General features: G+C 41.0%; 21 protein-coding genes. 14 read left to right on the forward strand and 7 right to left on the reverse strand.

Going from position 1 to position 18,400, the window contains the following annotated elements:
* The 11 genes from DKG77_RS17020 to DKG77_RS17265 form a co-directional block, all read left to right on the forward strand.
* Window positions 1–454: hypothetical protein (locus DKG77_RS17020; RefSeq protein WP_207785464.1), on the forward strand; the 454-nt coding region annotated here is incomplete at its 5' end.
* Between the two features lies 1 nt (window position 455).
* A complete protein-coding gene (locus DKG77_RS13205) occupies window positions 456–1,622 on the forward strand; it encodes a gliding motility-associated C-terminal domain-containing protein (protein ID WP_109663814.1) in 1,167 nt (388 codons plus the stop codon).
* 1,906 nt (window positions 1,623–3,528) lie between these two features.
* The gene (locus tag DKG77_RS17155; protein ID WP_116704460.1) at window positions 3,529–3,918 is read left to right on the forward strand and encodes a hypothetical protein; all 390 of its coding nucleotides are present in this window, start codon (window positions 3,529–3,531) and stop codon (window positions 3,916–3,918) included.
* Between the two features lie 33 nt (window positions 3,919–3,951).
* A complete protein-coding gene (locus tag DKG77_RS17160; RefSeq protein ID WP_116704461.1) occupies window positions 3,952–4,503 on the forward strand; it encodes a hypothetical protein in 552 nt (183 codons plus the stop codon).
* 33 nt (window positions 4,504–4,536) lie between these two features.
* Window positions 4,537–4,854, forward strand: coding sequence for a hypothetical protein (locus tag DKG77_RS17165; RefSeq protein WP_116704462.1), 318 nt, complete (start codon window positions 4,537–4,539; stop codon window positions 4,852–4,854).
* A gap of 278 nt (window positions 4,855–5,132) precedes the next feature.
* Window positions 5,133–5,402, forward strand: a complete 270-nt coding sequence (locus DKG77_RS17170) for a hypothetical protein (RefSeq protein ID WP_116704463.1) — start codon at window positions 5,133–5,135, stop codon at window positions 5,400–5,402.
* A 6-nt stretch (window positions 5,403–5,408) separates the two neighbouring features.
* On the forward strand, window positions 5,409–6,422 hold the full coding sequence (locus DKG77_RS13215; protein WP_109663817.1) for a hypothetical protein: 1,014 nt from the start codon (window positions 5,409–5,411) through the stop codon (window positions 6,420–6,422).
* 90 nt (window positions 6,423–6,512) lie between these two features.
* Window positions 6,513–7,688 carry a gliding motility-associated C-terminal domain-containing protein gene (locus tag DKG77_RS13220; RefSeq protein ID WP_109663820.1) on the forward strand — a complete coding sequence of 392 codons (1,176 nt, stop codon included), beginning with the start codon at window positions 6,513–6,515 and terminating at the stop codon, window positions 7,686–7,688.
* Window positions 7,689–7,760: 72 nt separating this feature from the next.
* Entirely contained in the window at window positions 7,761–8,495 is a 735-nt protein-coding gene (locus DKG77_RS13225) for a M15 family metallopeptidase (RefSeq protein WP_109663823.1), read from the forward strand.
* A gap of 39 nt (window positions 8,496–8,534) precedes the next feature.
* Window positions 8,535–9,299, forward strand: a complete 765-nt coding sequence (locus tag DKG77_RS13230; RefSeq protein ID WP_109663827.1) for a M48 family metalloprotease — start codon at window positions 8,535–8,537, stop codon at window positions 9,297–9,299.
* Between the two features lie 117 nt (window positions 9,300–9,416).
* A complete protein-coding gene (locus DKG77_RS17265) occupies window positions 9,417–9,584 on the forward strand; it encodes a DUF6747 family protein (protein WP_313789960.1) in 168 nt (55 codons plus the stop codon).
* A 104-nt stretch (window positions 9,585–9,688) separates the two neighbouring features.
* Here the strand turns inward: DKG77_RS17265 and DKG77_RS13235 are convergent, their stop codons facing one another.
* Window positions 9,689–10,081: an ankyrin repeat domain-containing protein gene (locus tag DKG77_RS13235; RefSeq protein ID WP_109663830.1), complete on the reverse strand. Its 393-nt coding sequence runs from the start codon at window positions 10,079–10,081 to the stop codon at window positions 9,689–9,691.
* A 207-nt stretch (window positions 10,082–10,288) separates the two neighbouring features.
* Between DKG77_RS13235 and gpmI the strand changes: the two genes are divergently transcribed.
* From gpmI to DKG77_RS13250, 3 genes are all read left to right on the forward strand, one after another.
* Entirely contained in the window at window positions 10,289–11,806 is a 1,518-nt protein-coding gene (gene gpmI, locus DKG77_RS13240; protein WP_109663833.1) for a 2,3-bisphosphoglycerate-independent phosphoglycerate mutase, read from the forward strand.
* A gap of 61 nt (window positions 11,807–11,867) precedes the next feature.
* Window positions 11,868–12,686 (forward strand): type I methionyl aminopeptidase, encoded by an 819-nt coding sequence (gene map / locus DKG77_RS13245; protein ID WP_109663836.1) that lies wholly within the window; start codon window positions 11,868–11,870, stop codon window positions 12,684–12,686.
* Window positions 12,687–12,720: 34 nt separating this feature from the next.
* Entirely contained in the window at window positions 12,721–13,485 is a 765-nt protein-coding gene (locus tag DKG77_RS13250) for a class I SAM-dependent methyltransferase (RefSeq protein ID WP_109663839.1), read from the forward strand.
* Here DKG77_RS13250 and DKG77_RS13255 read toward each other — a convergent pair whose 3' ends face one another.
* The 6 genes from DKG77_RS13255 to DKG77_RS13280 form a co-directional block, all read right to left on the reverse strand.
* The gene (locus DKG77_RS13255; protein WP_109663842.1) at window positions 13,486–14,490 is read right to left on the reverse strand and encodes an FAD:protein FMN transferase; all 1,005 of its coding nucleotides are present in this window, start codon (window positions 14,488–14,490) and stop codon (window positions 13,486–13,488) included.
* Window positions 14,490–14,849 (reverse strand): Na(+)-translocating NADH-quinone reductase subunit F, encoded by a 360-nt coding sequence (locus DKG77_RS13260; RefSeq protein WP_109664388.1) that lies wholly within the window; start codon window positions 14,847–14,849, stop codon window positions 14,490–14,492. The genes DKG77_RS13255 and DKG77_RS13260 overlap by 1 nt, the downstream gene beginning before the upstream one ends.
* An 89-nt stretch (window positions 14,850–14,938) precedes the next feature.
* A complete protein-coding gene (gene nqrF / locus DKG77_RS13265; protein WP_109663844.1) occupies window positions 14,939–16,246 on the reverse strand; it encodes an NADH:ubiquinone reductase (Na(+)-transporting) subunit F in 1,308 nt (435 codons plus the stop codon).
* Window positions 16,247–16,248: 2 nt separating this feature from the next.
* Window positions 16,249–16,989 (reverse strand): NADH:ubiquinone reductase (Na(+)-transporting) subunit E, encoded by a 741-nt coding sequence (gene nqrE, locus DKG77_RS13270; protein WP_109663847.1) that lies wholly within the window; start codon window positions 16,987–16,989, stop codon window positions 16,249–16,251.
* 10 nt (window positions 16,990–16,999) lie between these two features.
* Window positions 17,000–17,647, reverse strand: a complete 648-nt coding sequence (locus tag DKG77_RS13275) for an NADH:ubiquinone reductase (Na(+)-transporting) subunit D (protein WP_109663849.1) — start codon at window positions 17,645–17,647, stop codon at window positions 17,000–17,002.
* 1 nt (window position 17,648) lies between these two features.
* Window positions 17,649–18,398, reverse strand: a complete 750-nt coding sequence (locus tag DKG77_RS13280) for a Na(+)-translocating NADH-quinone reductase subunit C (RefSeq protein ID WP_109663851.1) — start codon at window positions 18,396–18,398, stop codon at window positions 17,649–17,651.
* Between the last annotated feature and the right edge of the window lie 2 nt (window positions 18,399–18,400).

Here is an 18,400-nt window from a genome sequence, read left to right on the forward strand (position 1 = left end):
CATAGGGGATGCGGCCAACACGGCTCAGGAAGTGACAATAAGCGGGGACGCCACCATGACCAACGCGGGTGTCCTAACCATTGAGGACGACGCCGTGACAACGACAAAAATATTGGATGCCAACGTTACACTAGCCAAGCTTGTCGATGGGACAACTAATGGACAACTTATGCAATGGAACGGAACCGATTGGGTTTTAACTCAACAAATTCTTTTAAAAGGACAAGAAGCTGCAGCTAGTGGAACGGCTGGGGCATATACAATCAATGACCCTTTAATTGCTGCCACTTCAATCATCCAACTAACAGTGGAAGAAAACACACCTGGAAATCCTATTATGATTCAACTTACAGCTCAAGCTGCTACTACTTTTTCAGTGCAGGTTTACGAATTTATTGCTGGAGTTCCAACTGCAACAAATGCTAACTGGCATTATACGGTAATAGCTCCATAATATGAAAAATCTTCTATACATATCATTTTTCCTATTTGTTGGATCTGTTCAAGCGCAAAATGCGCTATACAATACAGGTAATATCCGTATACATGCCAATGGTAGCTTGGGCTTTCATGCCAATTTTATAAATGAGGTGGATTTTGATCAAGATGAAGGATTGGTTGGTTTTTATGGAACCACTCCTTTAGCAGTTCAAGGAAGCATTCCTCCTACCTTTAATGATGCAGAGTTTATGGCTTCGGGCGGTGTCTTTTTACAAAATTCAATTAACGTACTTAACAATGTAAATTTTGTAGATGGCGATGTACTTTCCCCACTTAATGATCAAACAACATATCTTAACTTTTTAAGTAATGGGTTTTTCAGTGGCGAAAATGATACATCCAAAGTATTTGGCTTCGCAGCAATTACCAACAAGAGTTTGTTCTCTTTCCCTGTAGGAGATAATGAGCAGTTAAGACCTTTAATTTTGGATTCTCAAAATGAAACGTCTTTGGCTGTATGTGCCTATTTCTTTGAAAACCCATCCAATCCCACCTCTTTTTCAGAAAGTTATAATGTTGAAGAAAAAGTCAGGGATATTGGTACAGTGACCAATAGGGAATTTTGGATTATACAGAGTGATGAAATAGCCACAGTGACCATTAGTTGGAACGAAAGAAGTGCCTTGGGCCTAATTCCAAATACCTCGGCAGATGCAATTATTGTAGTAGGATGGAGCAAACAATCAAACCAATGGATTGTCATAGGTAATTCTGCTTTAAGTGGTGATATTTCTCAAGGATTTGTTACTTCACAACCTTTTGTTCCAAGTGATTACGAAGCCATTACTTTTGGGACCATTCCATTACCAACGGATACTTTTGTGGTAAATAACCCAACACTAGGGAACTATTTTTTAAGCCCAAATGGAGATGGCACCAATGATTTTTTAGTAATTGAAGGTATGTCTGAATCTCCAAACAACAGTTTACACATATTTAATCGTTTTGGTCAAAAAGTTTTTGAAAAGATAAATTATGTAGATGAATTCATTGGAATTTCAAATACCGGAAGCCTTTTGTTAAGTCAGAATATTGGGCTTCCTGAAGGCGTTTACTATTATTTGGCAACTTTGGACGATTTACAATTGGAATACCAAGGGTTTCTTTTTCTTGATAGATAATCGTAGGAATAATCCTTCATTAAAATATCGTTAAATCATTAAATATTAGTGTTTTGAGGCACTATTTCTGATTTTACAACATTCTTAAACAGCTACACAACATTTAGTGGTTCTTCTCTGCTGATGCCCTTATTTTTAGCCAGCTATCAAACAATTTGCGATGAAATTGAGGAGAATTTTACCCTTTTTTGCCCTATTTTTTTCCGTTTTTGTCTTTTCTCAAGTTAAAGTTGGTTCCAATCCAAATGTAATTGACACTTCGTCAATATTGGAATTGGAGAGTTCCAATAAGGCACTGGTCTTAACAAGATTGACATCAGCACAAATGCAAAGTATTGACCCATTAAATGGTGCTTTGGTATACAATATCGAAACATCATGTGTGCACTATTACAATGGTGTGCAATGGGTTAATCTTTGTAACTCCTCTAATACATCAAATCTCACATTTGTTGATAACAATGATGGAACTTTCTCTATTCTTGATGACGGTCTAGTAATTTTCACATCACCAGATTTAACTGGACCTCAAGGAATACCAGGGAATGACGGAGCTGACGGAGCACCTGGCCCACAGGGAATACCAGGGAACGATGGAGCCGATGGAGCACCGGGTCCACAGGGGATACCAGGAAACGATGGAGCTGACGGAGCACCGGGCCCACAAGGAATACAGGGGATACCAGGGAACGACGGAGCTGACGGAGCACCGGGTCCACAAGGAATACAGGGGATACCAGGGAACGACGGAGCTGATGGGGCACCGGGTCCACAAGGAATACAGGGGATACCAGGGAACGACGGAGCTGACGGAGCACCGGGTCCACAAGGAATACAGGGGATACCAGGGAACGACGGAGCTGATGGGGCACCGGGCCCACAAGGAATACAGGGGGTACCAGGGAACGACGGAGCTGACGGAGCACCTGGCCCACAGGGAATACAGGGGATACCAGGGAACGACGGAGCTGATGGGGCACCGGGTCCACAAGGAATACAGGGGATACCAGGAAACGATGGAGCTGATGGAGCACCGGGTCCGGCAGGGCCAATAGGCCCACAAGGAATACAGGGGATACCAGGAAACGACGGAGCTGATGGAGCACCGGGACCACAGGGAATACCAGGGAACGATGGAGCTGACGGAGCACCAGGTCCACAAGGAATACCAGGAAACGATGGAGCTGACGGAGCGCCGGGCCCACAAGGAATACAGGGAATACCAGGGAACGACGGAGCTGACGGAGCACCGGGACCTCAAGGAATACCAGGGAACGATGGAGCCGATGGGGCACCGGGACCACAAGGAATACAGGGGATACCAGGGAATGACGGAGCCGATGGAGCACCGGGACCACAGGGAATACCAGGAAACGACGGAGCTGACGGAGCACCGGGTCCACAGGGAATACCAGGGAACGATGGAGCTGACGGAGCACCAGGTCCACAAGGAATACCAGGGAACGATGGAGCCGACGGGGCGCCGGGCCCACAAGGAATACCAGGAAACGATGGAGCTGACGGAGCACCGGGACCACAGGGAATACCAGGGAACGATGGAGCCGATGGAGCACCGGGACCACAGGGAATACAGGGGATACCAGGAAACGACGGAGCTGATGGAGCACCGGGACCACAGGGAATACCAGGGAACGATGGAGCCGATGGAGCACCGGGACCACAGGGAATACAGGGGATACCAGGGAACGACGGAGCCGATGGGGCACCGGGTCCACAAGGAATACAGGGGATACCAGGAAACGACGGAGCTGACGGAGCACCGGGACCTCAAGGAATACCAGGAAACGATGGAGCCGATGGAGCACCGGGACCACAAGGAATACAGGGGNGGCAGGGCCAATAGGTCCACAAGGAATACAGGGGATACCAGGGAACGACGGAGCCGATGGGGCACCGGGTCCACAGGGAATACCAGGGAACGACGGAGCTGACGGAGCACCGGGACCTCAAGGAATACAAGGAAACGACGGAGCTGATGGAGCACCGGGACCACAAGGAATACCAGGGAACGATGGAGCCGATGGAGCACCGGGACCACAGGGAATACCAGGGAACGATGGAGCTGACGGAGCACCGGGACCACAGGGAATACCAGGGAACGATGGAGCCGATGGGGCACCGGGACCTCAAGGAATACCAGGAAACGATGGAGCCGATGGGGCACCGGGTCCACAAGGAATACCAGGAAACGATGGAGCTGACGGAGCACCGGGTCCACAAGGAATACCAGGAAACGATGGAGCCGACGGAGCACCGGGTCCGGCAGGGCCAATAGGTCCACAGGGAATACCAGGAAACGACGGAGCTGATGGAGCACCGGGACCACAGGGAATACCAGGGAACGATGGAGCCGATGGAGCACCGGGACCACAGGGAATACAGGGGATACCAGGAAACGACGGAGCTGACGGAGCACCGGGACCTCAAGGAATACCAGGAAACGACGGAGCTGATGGAGCACCGGGACCACAGGGAATACCAGGGAACGATGGAGCCGATGGGGCACCGGGACCTCAAGGAATACCAGGAAACGACGGAGCTGATGGAGCACCGGGTCCACAGGGAATACAGGGGATACCAGGAAACGACGGAGCTGATGGGGCACCGGGTCCACAGGGAATACCAGGGAACGACGGAGCTGACGGAGCACCGGGCCCACAAGGAATACAGGGAATACCAGGGAACGATGGAGCACCGGGACCACAGGGAATACAGGGGATACCAGGGAACGATGGAGCTGACGGAGCACCAGGTCCACAAGGAATACCAGGAAACGATGGAGCTGACGGAGCACCGGGACCACAGGGAATACCAGGGAACGATGGAGCTGATGGAGCACCGGGTCCGGCAGGGCCAATAGGTCCACAGGGAATACCAGGAAACGACGGAGCCGATGGAGCTGATGGGGCACCGGGACCACAGGGAATACCAGGGAACGACGGAGCTGACGGAGCACCGGGACCTCAAGGAATACCAGGAAACGACGGAGCCGATGGGGCACCGGGTCCACAGGGAATACCAGGGAACGACGGAGCCGATGGGGCACCGGGTCCACAAGGAATACAGGGGATACCAGGAAACGACGGAGCTGACGGAGCACCGGGACCTCAAGGAATACCAGGAAACGATGGAGCCGATGGAGCACCGGGACCACAAGGAATACAGGGGATACCAGGGAATGACGGAGCCGATGGAGCACCGGGACCAATAGGACCAGAGGGACCTGTAGGACCACCGCAAACATTAAGCAAAGTAGGTACTACAATTACACTAAGTGATGGAGGGGGATCAGTTGATGAAACTGTAACCAGCTTATCACAAAACAATGGAACCGGGGCAATCACTTATACCAATGAAAATTCAGTAGACCAAACCGCCAATGTTGTAGGGGCAGAAACTGATAATAGTATAACAGTAGGAGCCAATGGTGGTGCATATTATGAAAGTCCCATAAAAGCATTTGGAAAAATAGCTTCAAACGGATTAATCTTGAAGGCAACTTCTGGTATTACAGTTACCAAATTAGGTGGAAATGGCCGTTATCGGGTTAATCTACCATCTGGATTAGTATCGGATGCAAACTATATAATACAATTAACTCAACCAGGAAGAGGTGGTTCAGGAAATGATGACCCTGGAATATCATATAATAATCAAACATCATCAAGTTTTGAAGTCATTGTAGGTGATAATGACAATGGTGGGGGAAATCGATTTAGGTTTAATTCTGAATTTATGTTTACCATTTTAGATCTATAGATAAATATGAGAAAAGCATTCGCAATTTTAGTTTTTGTTTTAATGGTCAGCGCTTCTTATGCTCAAATTGAGGCTGGTTTATTGTTTAGCCTCACTACAGGAAGCACTTCTCAAATAAATTCCATAACTGGCATGCAACAAGGACAAATGTTATTCAATTCAGATACTCGCGAGCTGTTGGTTTTCAATGGAACTAATTGGGTAACTACTTCAAATTCCAACTGGCTTTTAACAGGAAATGTTGGCAACAATGGATCATTCTTAGGTACAACCAATGATGTCAGTATGGATATAAGGTCTAACAATGTTAGTACCATAGAGGTTGGTAGACGACAAACACTGGGGTTAGTCCAAAATTATAATGATTATACGGATGGGAATCAATACCTGACTTATCTTAAAGGCGCTAATGGAATTTCAGCATTACAATTTCAAGCAGACGCTGCATCCTTTTATAAACCTATGTTCTTTACCAATAGCGATGGAAACTTTAGACTTAAAGGGAGTGCAGCAGGCACTGATTTTTTTGAAATCGGATCTAATGGAGTTTCCAATGCTGGGGAATTGGAATTTATTATCGCTGATGATGGTGCGGAACCTTTTCTTTTTAAGCGCTTTGATTATAGGGACCAGCAACTTAAAGAGCTTTTTAGGATTCAAGGAAGTGCAAACGCCCAAAATGCAAAACCCAGAGTAGGTGTAAATACAGGGCAAATGGCCAATTCCACCTTCGAGGTCAACGGATCCATGTCCACTGCAATTGTAAGAATTACAAGCAGTATCACCCTTACAGAAGATCATCATACTATTATCATGACAGGTGGTTCCCCGAATATAACCTTGCCAAATGCGAATAGTTGTCAAGGGAGAATTTACATTGTTAAGAATTATTCGGGTGCTACCAGGTCCAGTTCAACCTATAGGGCCGATAATGGAGGTACAAGCACTCAAATACGAAATGGAAGATGCTATACTTTTCAGAGCGATGGTGTGGAGTGGCAACAAATAATAAGAGACTAGAATAAACATATAAAGACCAATTTCATAAAATGAACGCAGATAGTTTTGTCAATGGAATCATTGTGTTATTTCAAACTTATCAATAAGTAAATGTGTAGACCAAAAAAAAATATAAAGCTATATTTCATAGGGTTAAGTTTAACGCTGACTTTATTCTCATGGGGGCAGGATGCCGTGCATAATTTTGGAAATCTTCAGTTTCATGCAACAGCCTCCGTTGGTTTTCATATTGATTTGATTGATGATGGTGTTTTTGATGAAAACCGGGGACTAGTAGGTTTTTACAGTCCCAACCAATTAAGAGTTTCTGGGACTTCAAACCCTATTTTTGATGACCTGGAAATTGTTACAGAAAATGGGCTAATTCTTGAAACTTGGATGGGGGTCACTAACAACCTAAACTTTGTTGTGGGCGATATTATTACTTCAAAAAATGAAAATACCAATTACCTCAATTTCATAGATACTTCATTCTACACGGGTTCTGGAAACCTTACTCATATTAATGGATATGCCGGAGCAACAAACAAAGAATTGATTACTTTTCCTGTTGGGGATGATAATCGAGTTAGATATCTCACTTTAACATCTGACGCCATTAATAGTTTTGCCAGATGCGCCTATTTTAATGAAGACCCTAACAATCCTATTTCTTTAGCCCCACAATTCAATACAGAAAGTAAAGATTTTGACGACCTTCAAATAAGTGAATTGGAATTCTGGTCCTTAGAAAGCAATTTACCCTCAATAGTTACCTTAACTTGGGACGTTGACAGCAATGCTAACTTATTAGCTGAAGACGTTGAAAATCTTCTAGTGGTTGGTTGGAACAAATTGGAAAACAGATGGGAAAGATTGGGTAATTCTTTAGTTGTCGGGAATCTGCAAGGAGGTACTATTACTTCTGACACTTTTGTTCCGGACGACTATGAAATTATAACCTTAGGAGGGACTGACAATTTATTGGAACCTTTTACGGTTTTGGAATTGGACAATTATTTTTTGACTCCCAACAATGACGGTGTAAATGATTTTCTGTTAATCGATGGCATTGAAAATGCCCCAAACAACCTTCTTAACATTTACAATCGTTACGGTGTTATGGTCTATTCAAAATTGAATTATTCCAACGAATTCAATGGTAAATCCAATCGAAATTCTGTAATTAGCAGAGGTTCTGGGCTGTCAGCAGGAATTTACTTTTATACGCTTACCGTGAACGATACTCGAGAAAAATTTCAAGGGTACATGTACATTTCGGATTAAAAATAGTCAGCACCTTGATTTGGGGAGACTAAAAAATACTTCTTAACTTGTCCCGTAAACCAAATCCATTCTATGAAAAGGAGGACTTTTATCAAAAAAACAGCAGTTTCTGGCCTTGCCTGCACTTTTCCACCAGTTTTAACTCTTAATTCTGACCCAGATTATTCTATTCTTGAACTTATGGGCAAAGCTGAAATAGAACTTTTTGGAGAGGGCATTAATTTAAGGGAAGAAGCCTATAAAGCTTTTATAAAAATGAAAAAAGCTGCATTTACAGATGGTTTTGATATTAAAATGGTATCCAGTTTTAGAGATTTTTACAGGCAGGAAGGTATTTGGGAACGAAAGTACTTGCGTTATACAGAGGATGATGGAATGCAACCCTTGGAGGCCATTGATAAAATAATAGAATATTCAACAATCCCTGGCACCAGCAGGCATCATTGGGGAACAGATATTGACATTATTGATGGGAATCCCAAAGTCTCTGGGGACGTCCTGGTTCCTGAAAAGTTTGAAGATGGAGGTCCGTTCATGAATTTTAAGGCTTGGTTAGATGAAAACTCAGAAAGTTTTGGTTTTTATCTGGTCTATACAGATGAGCCTAAAAGAAGAGGTTTCAAATATGAGCCATGGCATTATAGCTACGCCCCTATATCAATCCCCATGTTGACCGCCTTCAGAAAAAAGAATATTCTCAAGTTACTTCAAAATGAAGATTTTGTTGGCTGTGAACATTTTACAACCGGATTTCTAAAAACTTATATTCAAAATAATATTTTGGATATCAACCGAAACCTGTTATAAGCCTTTTTTGTATCTTGAATTCCTAAGAACACTATAACCATGAGAAGAGGAAGTTGGAAAATTCGTATTCTAATAGGAATCGCTATTGTAGCTTTTGCGTTTATCCAACGTTGTAGCAATAAGGAAGAAAACCCATATACAGGACGGGTTCAAAATATAAATATGACAGCAGACCAAGAGATTGCCATTGGTTTGCAAAGTGCACCAGAGATGGCGCAACAGCATGGAGGGCTATATCCAGATGAAAGAATGCAAGCCTTGGTGGATGCTGTGGGCAATAAGCTTATTCAAAATAGTATAGCAAGAGAAACGCCATATAGGTATGAATTTCATTTGCTGGCCGATGATAGAACCATAAATGCATTTGCGTTACCAGGTGGACAGTGTTTTATTACTTATGCCCTATTCTCACAACTTACCGAAGCTCAATTGGCCGGTGTACTTGGCCATGAGATTGGCCATGTTATAGGCAGACACTCTGCAGAACGAATTGCTGAAAGCAGTTTTTGGCAGACTTTGGCAACAGGAGCATCCGTTGGAGGTGATATGGGTGGTTTGGTGAGTGGTATTGGCCAAAATACATTGTTGAAAAACGGAAGGGGCGACGAACTGGAGAGTGATGAGTTGGGAGTGCTTTTTATGATTCAGGCTGGTTACGACCCCTATGAAATGATTAAGGTTATGGAGATTCTAAAATCTGCCGCTGGTCCAAATAGAGTTCCCGAATTTCAAAGTACCCATCCTGATCCAGAAAACAGGATTGAAAAAATTAAGGAAGCCATTAAAAAATATTCAGGTCGATAGAATCGGCATGTTCATCGATTAAAACTTCTTATTCCTTAGTTTTGACTACCTTTGGTTAACCCCAAATCCTAAATACCTTTCTATAACCTCCTTTGTGCTATCTAACGAGAAGAACACATGGGAACACTATTACATTTCAAAAGTCTTTATACGGAAGCGTTTGATGACTGCAGGCCAAGTTTTGTTGTCCTTTTACTAAAAGGATATGCTATATTTTGTGCCATACTACTGTTTATGGCATTATATGCATTTTTATATCGAGCCTTTACTGGGTTCGAATTTTAAAAAACGAGAATCGTTTACTCTTTTACATGAACACTATAAAAGTAAATGAATAAAAAAAGCCCATCCTTTGGATGGGCTTTTTGCTGGATGAATAAACTCCTTAATTATTTCTTCATAGCCAATTTAAGTATTTCCATTGCTTCCACCGCATTTGATAGCTCAGCATATTTTTTTGCAGTATAACCTTTATCGCATCGCTTTTTAACGTTTGCTCCGTTAGCGATAAGTAGCTCCAAAATTTCCGTTTGATTGTAGCGAGCCGCAAAATGGATTGGAGCCATTCCAAGTGATTTTTGATTTACATCTTCCCCTAGTTCAATAAGCTTTTTTACTGTTTCAACGTCTCCCTTTACAATTGCTTTGCAAAACGAATTGATTTCAACAGAAATTGTTGCTGGGTGTAAATCAGCTTCAAAAGTTGATGTTGTTTCATTGGCGCATACGCCCGTAACCGCCAGCATACACGCCGCCGTTACTGTTAGGATTGTTTTTTTCATGATGAATAATTTTTGATTATAAATTTAACTTATATAAAAATAGACTCCGCTTATCTTCAAATGTTACAGCATTAACACTTAAATAACTAAACTTTAACAACATGATTTTTTTTAACATAAATTATTAACAGATTCGCAAGTAGAAAAGCTTAAAAAGACTAGGGCATCCAGCTAAATCATTATATTTTTGGGGCTCAATACAACACCATGAACAAGAAGACAATCCTAATGATATTGGACGGCTGGGGTAAATCTCCAGACCCAAAAGTTTCTGCCATTGCTCAAGCAAATACCCCATTTGTAGATTCTCTATATACCAAATACCCAAACTCAAATCTACTTACGGACGGAATGAACGTCGGTCTTCCAGAAGGTCAGATGGGAAATAGTGAAGTGGGGCACATGAACTTAGGGGCAGGAAGGATAGTTTATCAAGATTTAGCCAAAATAAATAAAGCAGTAAAAGAAGACACCCTTAAGCAAGAAGCAGTTTTAAATGAAGCTTTTGATTATGCCAAGACCAACAATAAGCCCGTACATTTTTTAGGTTTGGTTAGCGATGGTGGTGTTCACAGTCATGTAGACCATCTAAAAGCTTTAATAAAAGCATGTAATGAAAGTGGAGTGCAAAATTCCTTTGTTCATGCATTTACAGATGGTAGGGATGTAGACCCAAAAAGTGGAAAAGCTTTTTTACAAGATGTCACCGACTTCTGTTCAGATAAAAATACCAAGCTCGCAACGGTGATCGGAAGGTATTACGCCATGGACCGTGATAAAAGATGGGAGCGGGTTAAATTGGCCTTTGATGTGATGGTAAATAATAAAGGAGAAAAGGCTAGCGATATTTCTGAGGCCATTCAAAAAAGTTATAATGAAGGTATTACAGATGAGTTCATAAAGCCATTGGTCTTAACCGATGCAACATCCAATCCCATAGCCAAAATTGAGAATGGAGATGTTATAATTTTCTTCAATTTTAGAACAGATAGAGGAAGAGAACTTACACAAGTATTGAGCCAGCAAGATTTTCATGAACAGAACATGCATAAGCTAGATCTGTACTATGTAACCATGACCAATTATGATGATTCATTCAAAGGTGTGAAAGTTGTATATGACAAAGAGAACCTAAAAGATACCCTGGGAGAAGTTCTTGCCAGACACGGAAAAAAGCAAATACGTATAGCCGAAACAGAGAAGTATCCCCATGTAACTTTCTTTTTTAACGGAGGAAGAGAGGAACCTTTTGATGGTGAAAAAAGAATTCTATGTCCTTCGCCCAAAGTGGCAACCTACGATTTGAAACCAGAAATGAGTGCCTATGAAATTAGGGATGCCATTATACCAGAACTAAAAAAAGGAGAGGCAAGCTTTGTTTGCCTTAATTTTGCCAACCCAGATATGGTGGGACACACAGGAATTATGGAAGCTGCGATCAAAGCTTGTGAAACTGTAGATGAATGTGCTAAAGATGTCATTACAGCCGGTTTGGAAAATGGTTATTCAACAATAGTTATTGCCGATCATGGAAATTGCGACACTATGGTAAATCCGGACGGAAGTCCAAACACCGCTCATACCACAAATCCGGTTCCCCTTATTCTTGTTGATGATGATATCGAAGAGATTAAGGATGGGGTATTAGGTGATATTGCCCCTACCATTTTAAAATTAATTGGAGTTGAAAAGCCCGCGCTAATGACTCAGGAATCGTTGATATAGAGAAAATTATCTAGATTTTTAACACGCCATAATTAATTGATTTCGGCTTATCTTTGCCCTCATGATAAAGATTAAGACTGCAGAGGAGATTGAACTAATGCGAGAAAGCGCATTGGTAGTTTCCAGAACTTTAGGTATGTTGGCTTCCGAGATTAAACCAGGAGCAAATCCATTACAGTTAGACAAATTAGCCGAGGATTTTATTCGTGAACAAGGTGCAGAGCCTGGGTTTTTGGGAATGTATGATTTTCCTAATACGTTGAATTGGAGTCCAAATGAACAAGTTGTACATGGTATTCCCAATAACGAACTTCTTAAAGATGGAGATGTAATATCTGTAGATTGCGGAGCATTAAAAAATGGATTCTATGGGGATCATGCATATACTTTTGAGGTTGGAGAAGTAGCAGAAGACACCAAGAAATTACTTAAGGTCACTAAAGAATCCCTTTATGTGGGAATTCGAGAATTTAAATTGGGCAACAGGGTTGGTGATGTTGGTTTTGCCATTCAAAATTATTGCGAAAACCATGGGTATGGCATTGTCAGAGAATTGGTAGGTCATGGATTGGGTACAGAGCTTCATGAGGATCCCCAAATGCCCAACTACGGCAAAAGAGGCCGTGGAAAGAAATTTGTAGATGGGATGGTTGTGGCCATTGAGCCCATGGTAAATATGGGTACCAGAAGAATAAAGCAACTTAAGGATGGATGGACTATTTTAACGGCTGATGGAAAACCCAGTGCTCATTTTGAACACGACGTAGCTCTTATAGATGGCAAACCAGAACTACTTTCCACTTTCCAATATATTTATGATGCCCTTGGTATTGAAAGTAATGAAGAAGAAGAATTTAGAAGTAAAAAACTACAACTTTAGATTTCAGCACTCTACTTTGCCAGCATAAAACAAAATGAAAAGGCTCTTTAAATTTTTCTTGAATCTTATCCCAAGACCAGTACTTATAAAACTAAGTTATTGGGTAAGACCCTTAGTGGCATTTTCGCTAAAAGGGAATAAATATACTGACCCTATTGACGGCAAAAGTTTTAAAGCATTTCTGCCCTATGGGTATGAAAACCCCAGAGAAAATGTACTCTCCCCCTCTACCCTATCTTTAGAGCGCCATAGATTGCTTTGGTTGTATTTAAAAAATGAAACCAATTTCTTTGTCAAAAAGAACAGGGTGCTTCATTTTGCACCGGAACAAGCTTTCCATAAAAGATTTAAAAAACTAGATAATATTGATTACACCACTACAGATTTAAATTCTCCATTAGCTGAAGTGAAAGCAGATATCTGTAACCTTCCATTCAAAGACAATTCATTTGATGTTATTCTATGTAATCACGTTCTGGAGCATATCCCTGATGACACTACCGCCATGCAGGAGCTGTTTCGTATTTTAAAACCGGGAGGTTGGGGCATTTTTCAAATTCCGCAAGATTTAAAAAGAGCGGAAACCTTTGAAGACGATTCTATAACGGATAGAAAGGAAAGAGCAAAAATCTTTGGCCAATATGACCACGTTCGTATCTATGGAAGAGATTACTTTGATAAACTAAGAAAGGTCGGTTTTAAGGTTGAAGAAGTAGATTACACCCAAAAACTATCGTCAGAAGAAGTTGAAAACTACAGGTTGGCAAAGGGAGAGATCATTCCATTGGTATCAAAATAATCATTGTTTTACAAGTGTTTTAAACCCAGGGGTCATAAACTCTTGTGTTTCTCCCCTTTCATTTAAATAAATAATATATGCTTCCAATTTATCTTGGTTTTCTAGCAAATGCTTTGACTCCTCTAAATCCATAGCCATAAAAGCGGTAGCATAGGCATCTGCTTCAGCACAAGAATTGGTCACCACACTAGCGGCCAGAATATTGGAATTTTTGGTATATCCTGTTTTGGGGTTTATGGTATGCACGTATTTAATACCAGTTTCTGGATCAACTCTAAACTTCCTATAATTACCGGAAGAGGCCATTGCTCCATTTTCAAGCTCTATAATCTGTTTCAATTGTCGTCCAACCTCAACTTGAGGGTCATCTATCCCCACACTCCATCGTTTACCAGAGATTGCATTTTGTCCTTTTGTTATGACCTCACCACCTAATTCAACCAAGTAATCATCAACACCCTTGGCATCTAACATGGCTCCTAGACGATCAATGGCATATCCTTTAGCAACGGCATTAAAATCAAAACGTATCTCTGAATGGGTTTTGGCAATTGTTCCATTGTGTTTCAATTTTACCTTGTCCCAACCCACATAACTCAATAAACTGTCGACTTTAAGACTGTCTAATTCCAGCTGTTCTCCCGGGCCAAAGCCCCAAGCATTGGCCAAGACACCTACAGTTGGGTCAAAATATCCGTTGGATGCCTTATATACCTCGCTTGAAGTCTTAAAAACATCTTGGAACATGTGGTCCACAATTATTGTTGAATCCCCATTATTGATTTTTGAAATATCTGAAGTGGGAATATAAGTTGAAAGTGATTGATTAACCACCTGAAAAACAGAATCTATCTCCTGTTGATAAGAGGTTTCTGTGTCTGAAATATAGATAATTGAATAGGTAGTGCCCAATGCATTACCCGCAATTTGATTTTTTATCAATGAATTAGAACTGCACCCAAGAAGCAATGCAAGTACAAACATTAAAAGTATTCGTTTAGTCATCAGATTTCAATTAATCCTTGATAATCCACAATATAGTCTTCATTTAAGTATACTGGAAGCTCTTGATTGGATGCGTTGGACAGTCCCACTCCAGCGTAATAAGTTTTAGCTTCAAATTTATCAGCTTGATTTTTTACCTTCTGCATTAAAGCCACATCAAACTCTCTTGTGTTCCTAGGGTAATCAACATTCCGTACCACAATAAAATGAAGAATTTTATCCTTTAGACATACATATTGTGGGTTTTTCTTTGGCTTGCTGTTGATTCCCATGAATTCAAAACCCTCCTCCTCCAATTGTTTTCCAACAATATTCATTGCTAGGTTATGAAGTTCTTGTTCTGTTAACGCTCTTCTCATCTTAATTAAAAAAACCGATGCATTTTGCATCGGTTTGGATTGTTAAACACTTCTAGATTGTCTTTAAGGTGACACATATTTCACAATAGTTATCCACCAAAGTCGTCGAATCTGATATTCTCATCTGGAATACCAAAATCCTCTCCCATTTTCTGAACAGCTTTGTTCATTAATGGAGGTCCACAGAAATACAGTTCAATATCTTCCGGAGAATCATGATGATTTAGGTAATTATCAATAACACAGTTATGGATAAATCCAACAAAACCGTCTCCTTCGGCATCAATATCTTCTTTTACTTTCCAATTATCCTCTTCCATAGGTTCCGAAAGCGCCATATAGAATTTAAAGTTTGGAAAGTCTTTTTCCAATTGTTTAAAGTGATCAATGTAGAACAACTCTCTTTTTGAACGACCTCCATACCAATAGGTTACTTTTCTATTGGTTTTTAAGGTTCTGAACAAATGATACAAGTGTGAACGCATTGGGGCCATACCTGCACCACCACCTACATATAACATTTCAGCTTCAGATTCGTTAATGAAGAATTCACCAAACGGTCCTGAAATGGTAACAGGGTCACCCTCTTTTAATCCAAAAATATATGAGGAAGCCACACCAGGATTCACATCCATCCATCCATTTTTAGAACGATCCCATGGTGGAGTTGCAATACGCACATTCAACATGATTTCTCGACCTTCTGCAGGGTAGGATGCCATAGAATAGGCACGTTCTACAGTTTCTGGATTCTTCATGACAAGTGGCCATAAATTAAATTTATCCCACTCATTCTTAAATTTATCCGGAGTTTCATGCTCTTCAGGATGCGCTGTAATATCTATATCTGAATACTTTACTTCACAAGGGGGAATCTCAATCTGTATATACCCGCCTGCTTTATAATTCATATCATCAGGAATTTCAACAACAAATTCTTTGATGAACGAAGCAACATTGTAGTTACGCACTACTTTAGCTGGCCATTTCTTAATTCCGAAGACTTCCTCCGGAATGGTAATTTCCATGTCTTGTTTCACTTTGACCTGACAAGCCAAACGAGCTCCATGATTCAATTCTTTTTTTGAAAAATGAGGTGTTTCCGTTGGTAGTGCCTCTCCCCCACCTGAAAGTACATGACATTCGCACTGAATGCAGGTTCCACCACCTCCACAAGCCGATGGTAAAAAGACCTTTTCATTCCCCAAGGTGGACAGTAATGTACCTCCGGAGGCAACTTCTATTTGTTTCTCACCGTTAATGGTCAATGTTACTGGACCAGAAGGCGATAGTTTTTCTTTGGTGAACAGCAAGAGTGCCACCAACGATAATAACAAAATAAGAAAAGCAACAACTGTAATTAGAATAGTACCTCCTGTACTGGTAGCTAAAATCATCTTTATTTGTTTATGATTTCGTTATAAGAGACTGCTTTTTCTTCGTCCTCAATCTCCTTTTTAATTTCTTTTTCTTCAATTTTTTCTGCCGTGGTGGTTTCTACAGATTCTGGAGGTTCATTATCGCCTGTTAACATTCCCCCAAAACTTTGAAACCCAATGCCCATCAAACCAGTGATGATAAATGTAATCCCCAATCCACGAAGTGGTGGTGGAACATTGGAATATCTAATTTTTTCTCTGATTGCCGCAATGGCCAAAATAGCCAAGAACCATCCAATACCTGAACTTACACCATAATTGAATGCCAATCCTAAACTTGGGATTTCTCTTGCTTGCATAAACAATGAACCTCCCAGAATGGCACAGTTTACAGCTATTAAGGGCAAGAAAATACCCAAAGAGTTATATAGGGAAGGAGAAAACTTCTCTACCACAATCTCTACCAATTGCACCATTGTTGCAATAGTGGCAATAAACAGAATAAATGATAAAAAACTTAAGTTATAATCCGCATACTCTGGACCTAGCCAAACTAATGCACCATCTCTTAAAAGATATTGATCCAGCAACCAGTTTAAAGGCACGGTTACAGCCAATACGAATATCACCGCTGCTCCAAGCCCAACTGCTGTGGCAACTTTCTTTGACACCGCCAAATAGGAACACATTCCCAAAAAGACGGCAAATACCATATTATCTATGAAGATGGACTTAAAAAACAGTTCTAAATGCTCTAACATATTATCTTATTTATGCTTCTTCTATTAATGCTTTGTTTCTTGAACGTTGTACCCAAATGATTATTCCAACAACTATCAATGCAGCTGGTGGTATAATCATGAATCCATTGTTCTCATATCCTGTTGCATATAGCCCGGTCTTTCCTATTGGATCTCCTAAAACCGGAATTCCAAATAAGGTCCCTGAACCCAATAGTTCACGGAAAAATCCAACAATGATTAGAATAACTCCGTAACCAAGGGCATTACCAATTCCATCTAAAAAAGATTTCCATGGCCCATTGCCTAATGCAAAAGCTTCAAAGCGACCCATGATAATACAGTTGGTAATAATTAAACCAACGAAAACAGAAAGGGTTTTGCTCAACTCATACGCAAATGCCTTTAGAACCTGGTCTACTATAATTACCAATGTAGCCACTACGATAAGCTGAACGATAATTCTAATTTTTGAAGGTATAACGTTACGCATTAATGAAATTACCACATTACCTACCCCCAGCACGAATATTACTGAGATGGCCATTACCAAAGAGGCCTTTAGTTCTGCGGTAATTGCCAGAGCGGAGCAGATACCCAAAACCTGAATGGTTATTGGATTGTTGTCCGCTAAAGGGTCTAGAATTAGATTTGCATCTTTTTTTGAAAGCAACGCCATATTAGTTCGTTCTAATTGTTTCTAAGTAAGGTTTGTAAACCTTTAAGGTTTCTTTTATCATTGCTGAAACACCATTTCCAGTGATTGTAGCTCCAGCAAGTGCATCTACTTCATTATCATCTTTATCATTGTTCAAAGGATCATTGTTTCCTTTTGCCACACTTACACCAGCATAACTTCTACCTTCCAACAAAGATTCTCCTATGAAATCATCCATAAAAAAGCGCATTTTTATATTGGCGCCAAGACCTGGAGTTTCTGCCTTATGATCAAAATAAACACCTTGGACTACCATGTCCTCATCAACAGATATGAAGCCCCAAATGGCATCCCACAATCCCTTGCCGTACATAGGAAGGATATATGATTTCTTGTCATCTTTTTCGCCTATAAAAATAGGTAAGCGTGCTTCACCTCCATTTTTAAGGGCAGCCAATTGTTTTTTCATATCAATTAAAAATGCCTGGTCGTCTTTTTGAACTTCTCCATTGACCAAAACATATTGTTCCTTGATGTATTTGGAAAACTCTCCCTCCACAACATCTGTTGGAATGAAATTTACTCCACTATCTTCGGTATTCTCATTAACACCCATTGCATATAGGATGTTCTGCTGTTTTTCAAAACGTTCATTTTCTTTGATTCTATCACTTAAGCCCGATGCTAAAAATGCGAGGACAGAACCTACAATCACAACCATTATGATTGCAAAAATTACGGTATATGAGTTTTTATCTGTACTTATTGCCATAA

It is taken from the genome of Flagellimonas aquimarina, from assembly GCF_003149745.1.
In the GTDB taxonomy this organism is placed as follows: domain Bacteria; phylum Bacteroidota; class Bacteroidia; order Flavobacteriales; family Flavobacteriaceae; genus Flagellimonas; species Flagellimonas aquimarina.

Excerpts from the sequence above, each read along its gene's own strand:
- DKG77_RS13205 (WP_109663814.1), top strand. The coding sequence starts at position 456 with ATGAAAAATCTTCTATACATATCATTTTTCCTATTTGTTGGATCTGTT.
- DKG77_RS17155 (WP_116704460.1), top strand. The coding sequence starts at position 3,529 with ATGGGGCACCGGGTCCACAGGGAATACCAGGGAACGACGGAGCTGACG.
- DKG77_RS17160 (WP_116704461.1), top strand. The coding sequence starts at position 3,952 with ATGGAGCACCGGGACCACAGGGAATACCAGGGAACGATGGAGCCGATG.
- DKG77_RS17165 (WP_116704462.1), top strand. The coding sequence starts at position 4,537 with ATGGAGCTGATGGGGCACCGGGACCACAGGGAATACCAGGGAACGACG.
- DKG77_RS13215 (WP_109663817.1), top strand. The coding sequence starts at position 5,409 with ATGAGAAAAGCATTCGCAATTTTAGTTTTTGTTTTAATGGTCAGCGCT.
- DKG77_RS13220 (WP_109663820.1), top strand. The coding sequence starts at position 6,513 with ATGTGTAGACCAAAAAAAAATATAAAGCTATATTTCATAGGGTTAAGT.
- DKG77_RS13225 (WP_109663823.1), top strand. The coding sequence starts at position 7,761 with ATGAAAAGGAGGACTTTTATCAAAAAAACAGCAGTTTCTGGCCTTGCC.
- DKG77_RS13230 (WP_109663827.1), top strand. The coding sequence starts at position 8,535 with ATGAGAAGAGGAAGTTGGAAAATTCGTATTCTAATAGGAATCGCTATT.
- DKG77_RS17265 (WP_313789960.1), top strand. The coding sequence starts at position 9,417 with ATGGGAACACTATTACATTTCAAAAGTCTTTATACGGAAGCGTTTGAT.
- DKG77_RS13235 (WP_109663830.1), bottom strand. The coding sequence starts at position 10,081 with ATGAAAAAAACAATCCTAACAGTAACGGCGGCGTGTATGCTGGCGGTT.
- gpmI (WP_109663833.1), top strand. The coding sequence starts at position 10,289 with ATGAACAAGAAGACAATCCTAATGATATTGGACGGCTGGGGTAAATCT.
- map (WP_109663836.1), top strand. The coding sequence starts at position 11,868 with ATGATAAAGATTAAGACTGCAGAGGAGATTGAACTAATGCGAGAAAGC.
- DKG77_RS13250 (WP_109663839.1), top strand. The coding sequence starts at position 12,721 with ATGAAAAGGCTCTTTAAATTTTTCTTGAATCTTATCCCAAGACCAGTA.
- DKG77_RS13255 (WP_109663842.1), bottom strand. The coding sequence starts at position 14,490 with ATGACTAAACGAATACTTTTAATGTTTGTACTTGCATTGCTTCTTGGG.
- DKG77_RS13260 (WP_109664388.1), bottom strand. The coding sequence starts at position 14,849 with ATGAGAAGAGCGTTAACAGAACAAGAACTTCATAACCTAGCAATGAAT.
- nqrF (WP_109663844.1), bottom strand. The coding sequence starts at position 16,246 with ATGATTTTAGCTACCAGTACAGGAGGTACTATTCTAATTACAGTTGTT.
- nqrE (WP_109663847.1), bottom strand. The coding sequence starts at position 16,989 with ATGTTAGAGCATTTAGAACTGTTTTTTAAGTCCATCTTCATAGATAAT.
- DKG77_RS13275 (WP_109663849.1), bottom strand. The coding sequence starts at position 17,647 with ATGGCGTTGCTTTCAAAAAAAGATGCAAATCTAATTCTAGACCCTTTA.
- DKG77_RS13280 (WP_109663851.1), bottom strand. The coding sequence starts at position 18,398 with ATGGCAATAAGTACAGATAAAAACTCATATACCGTAATTTTTGCAATC.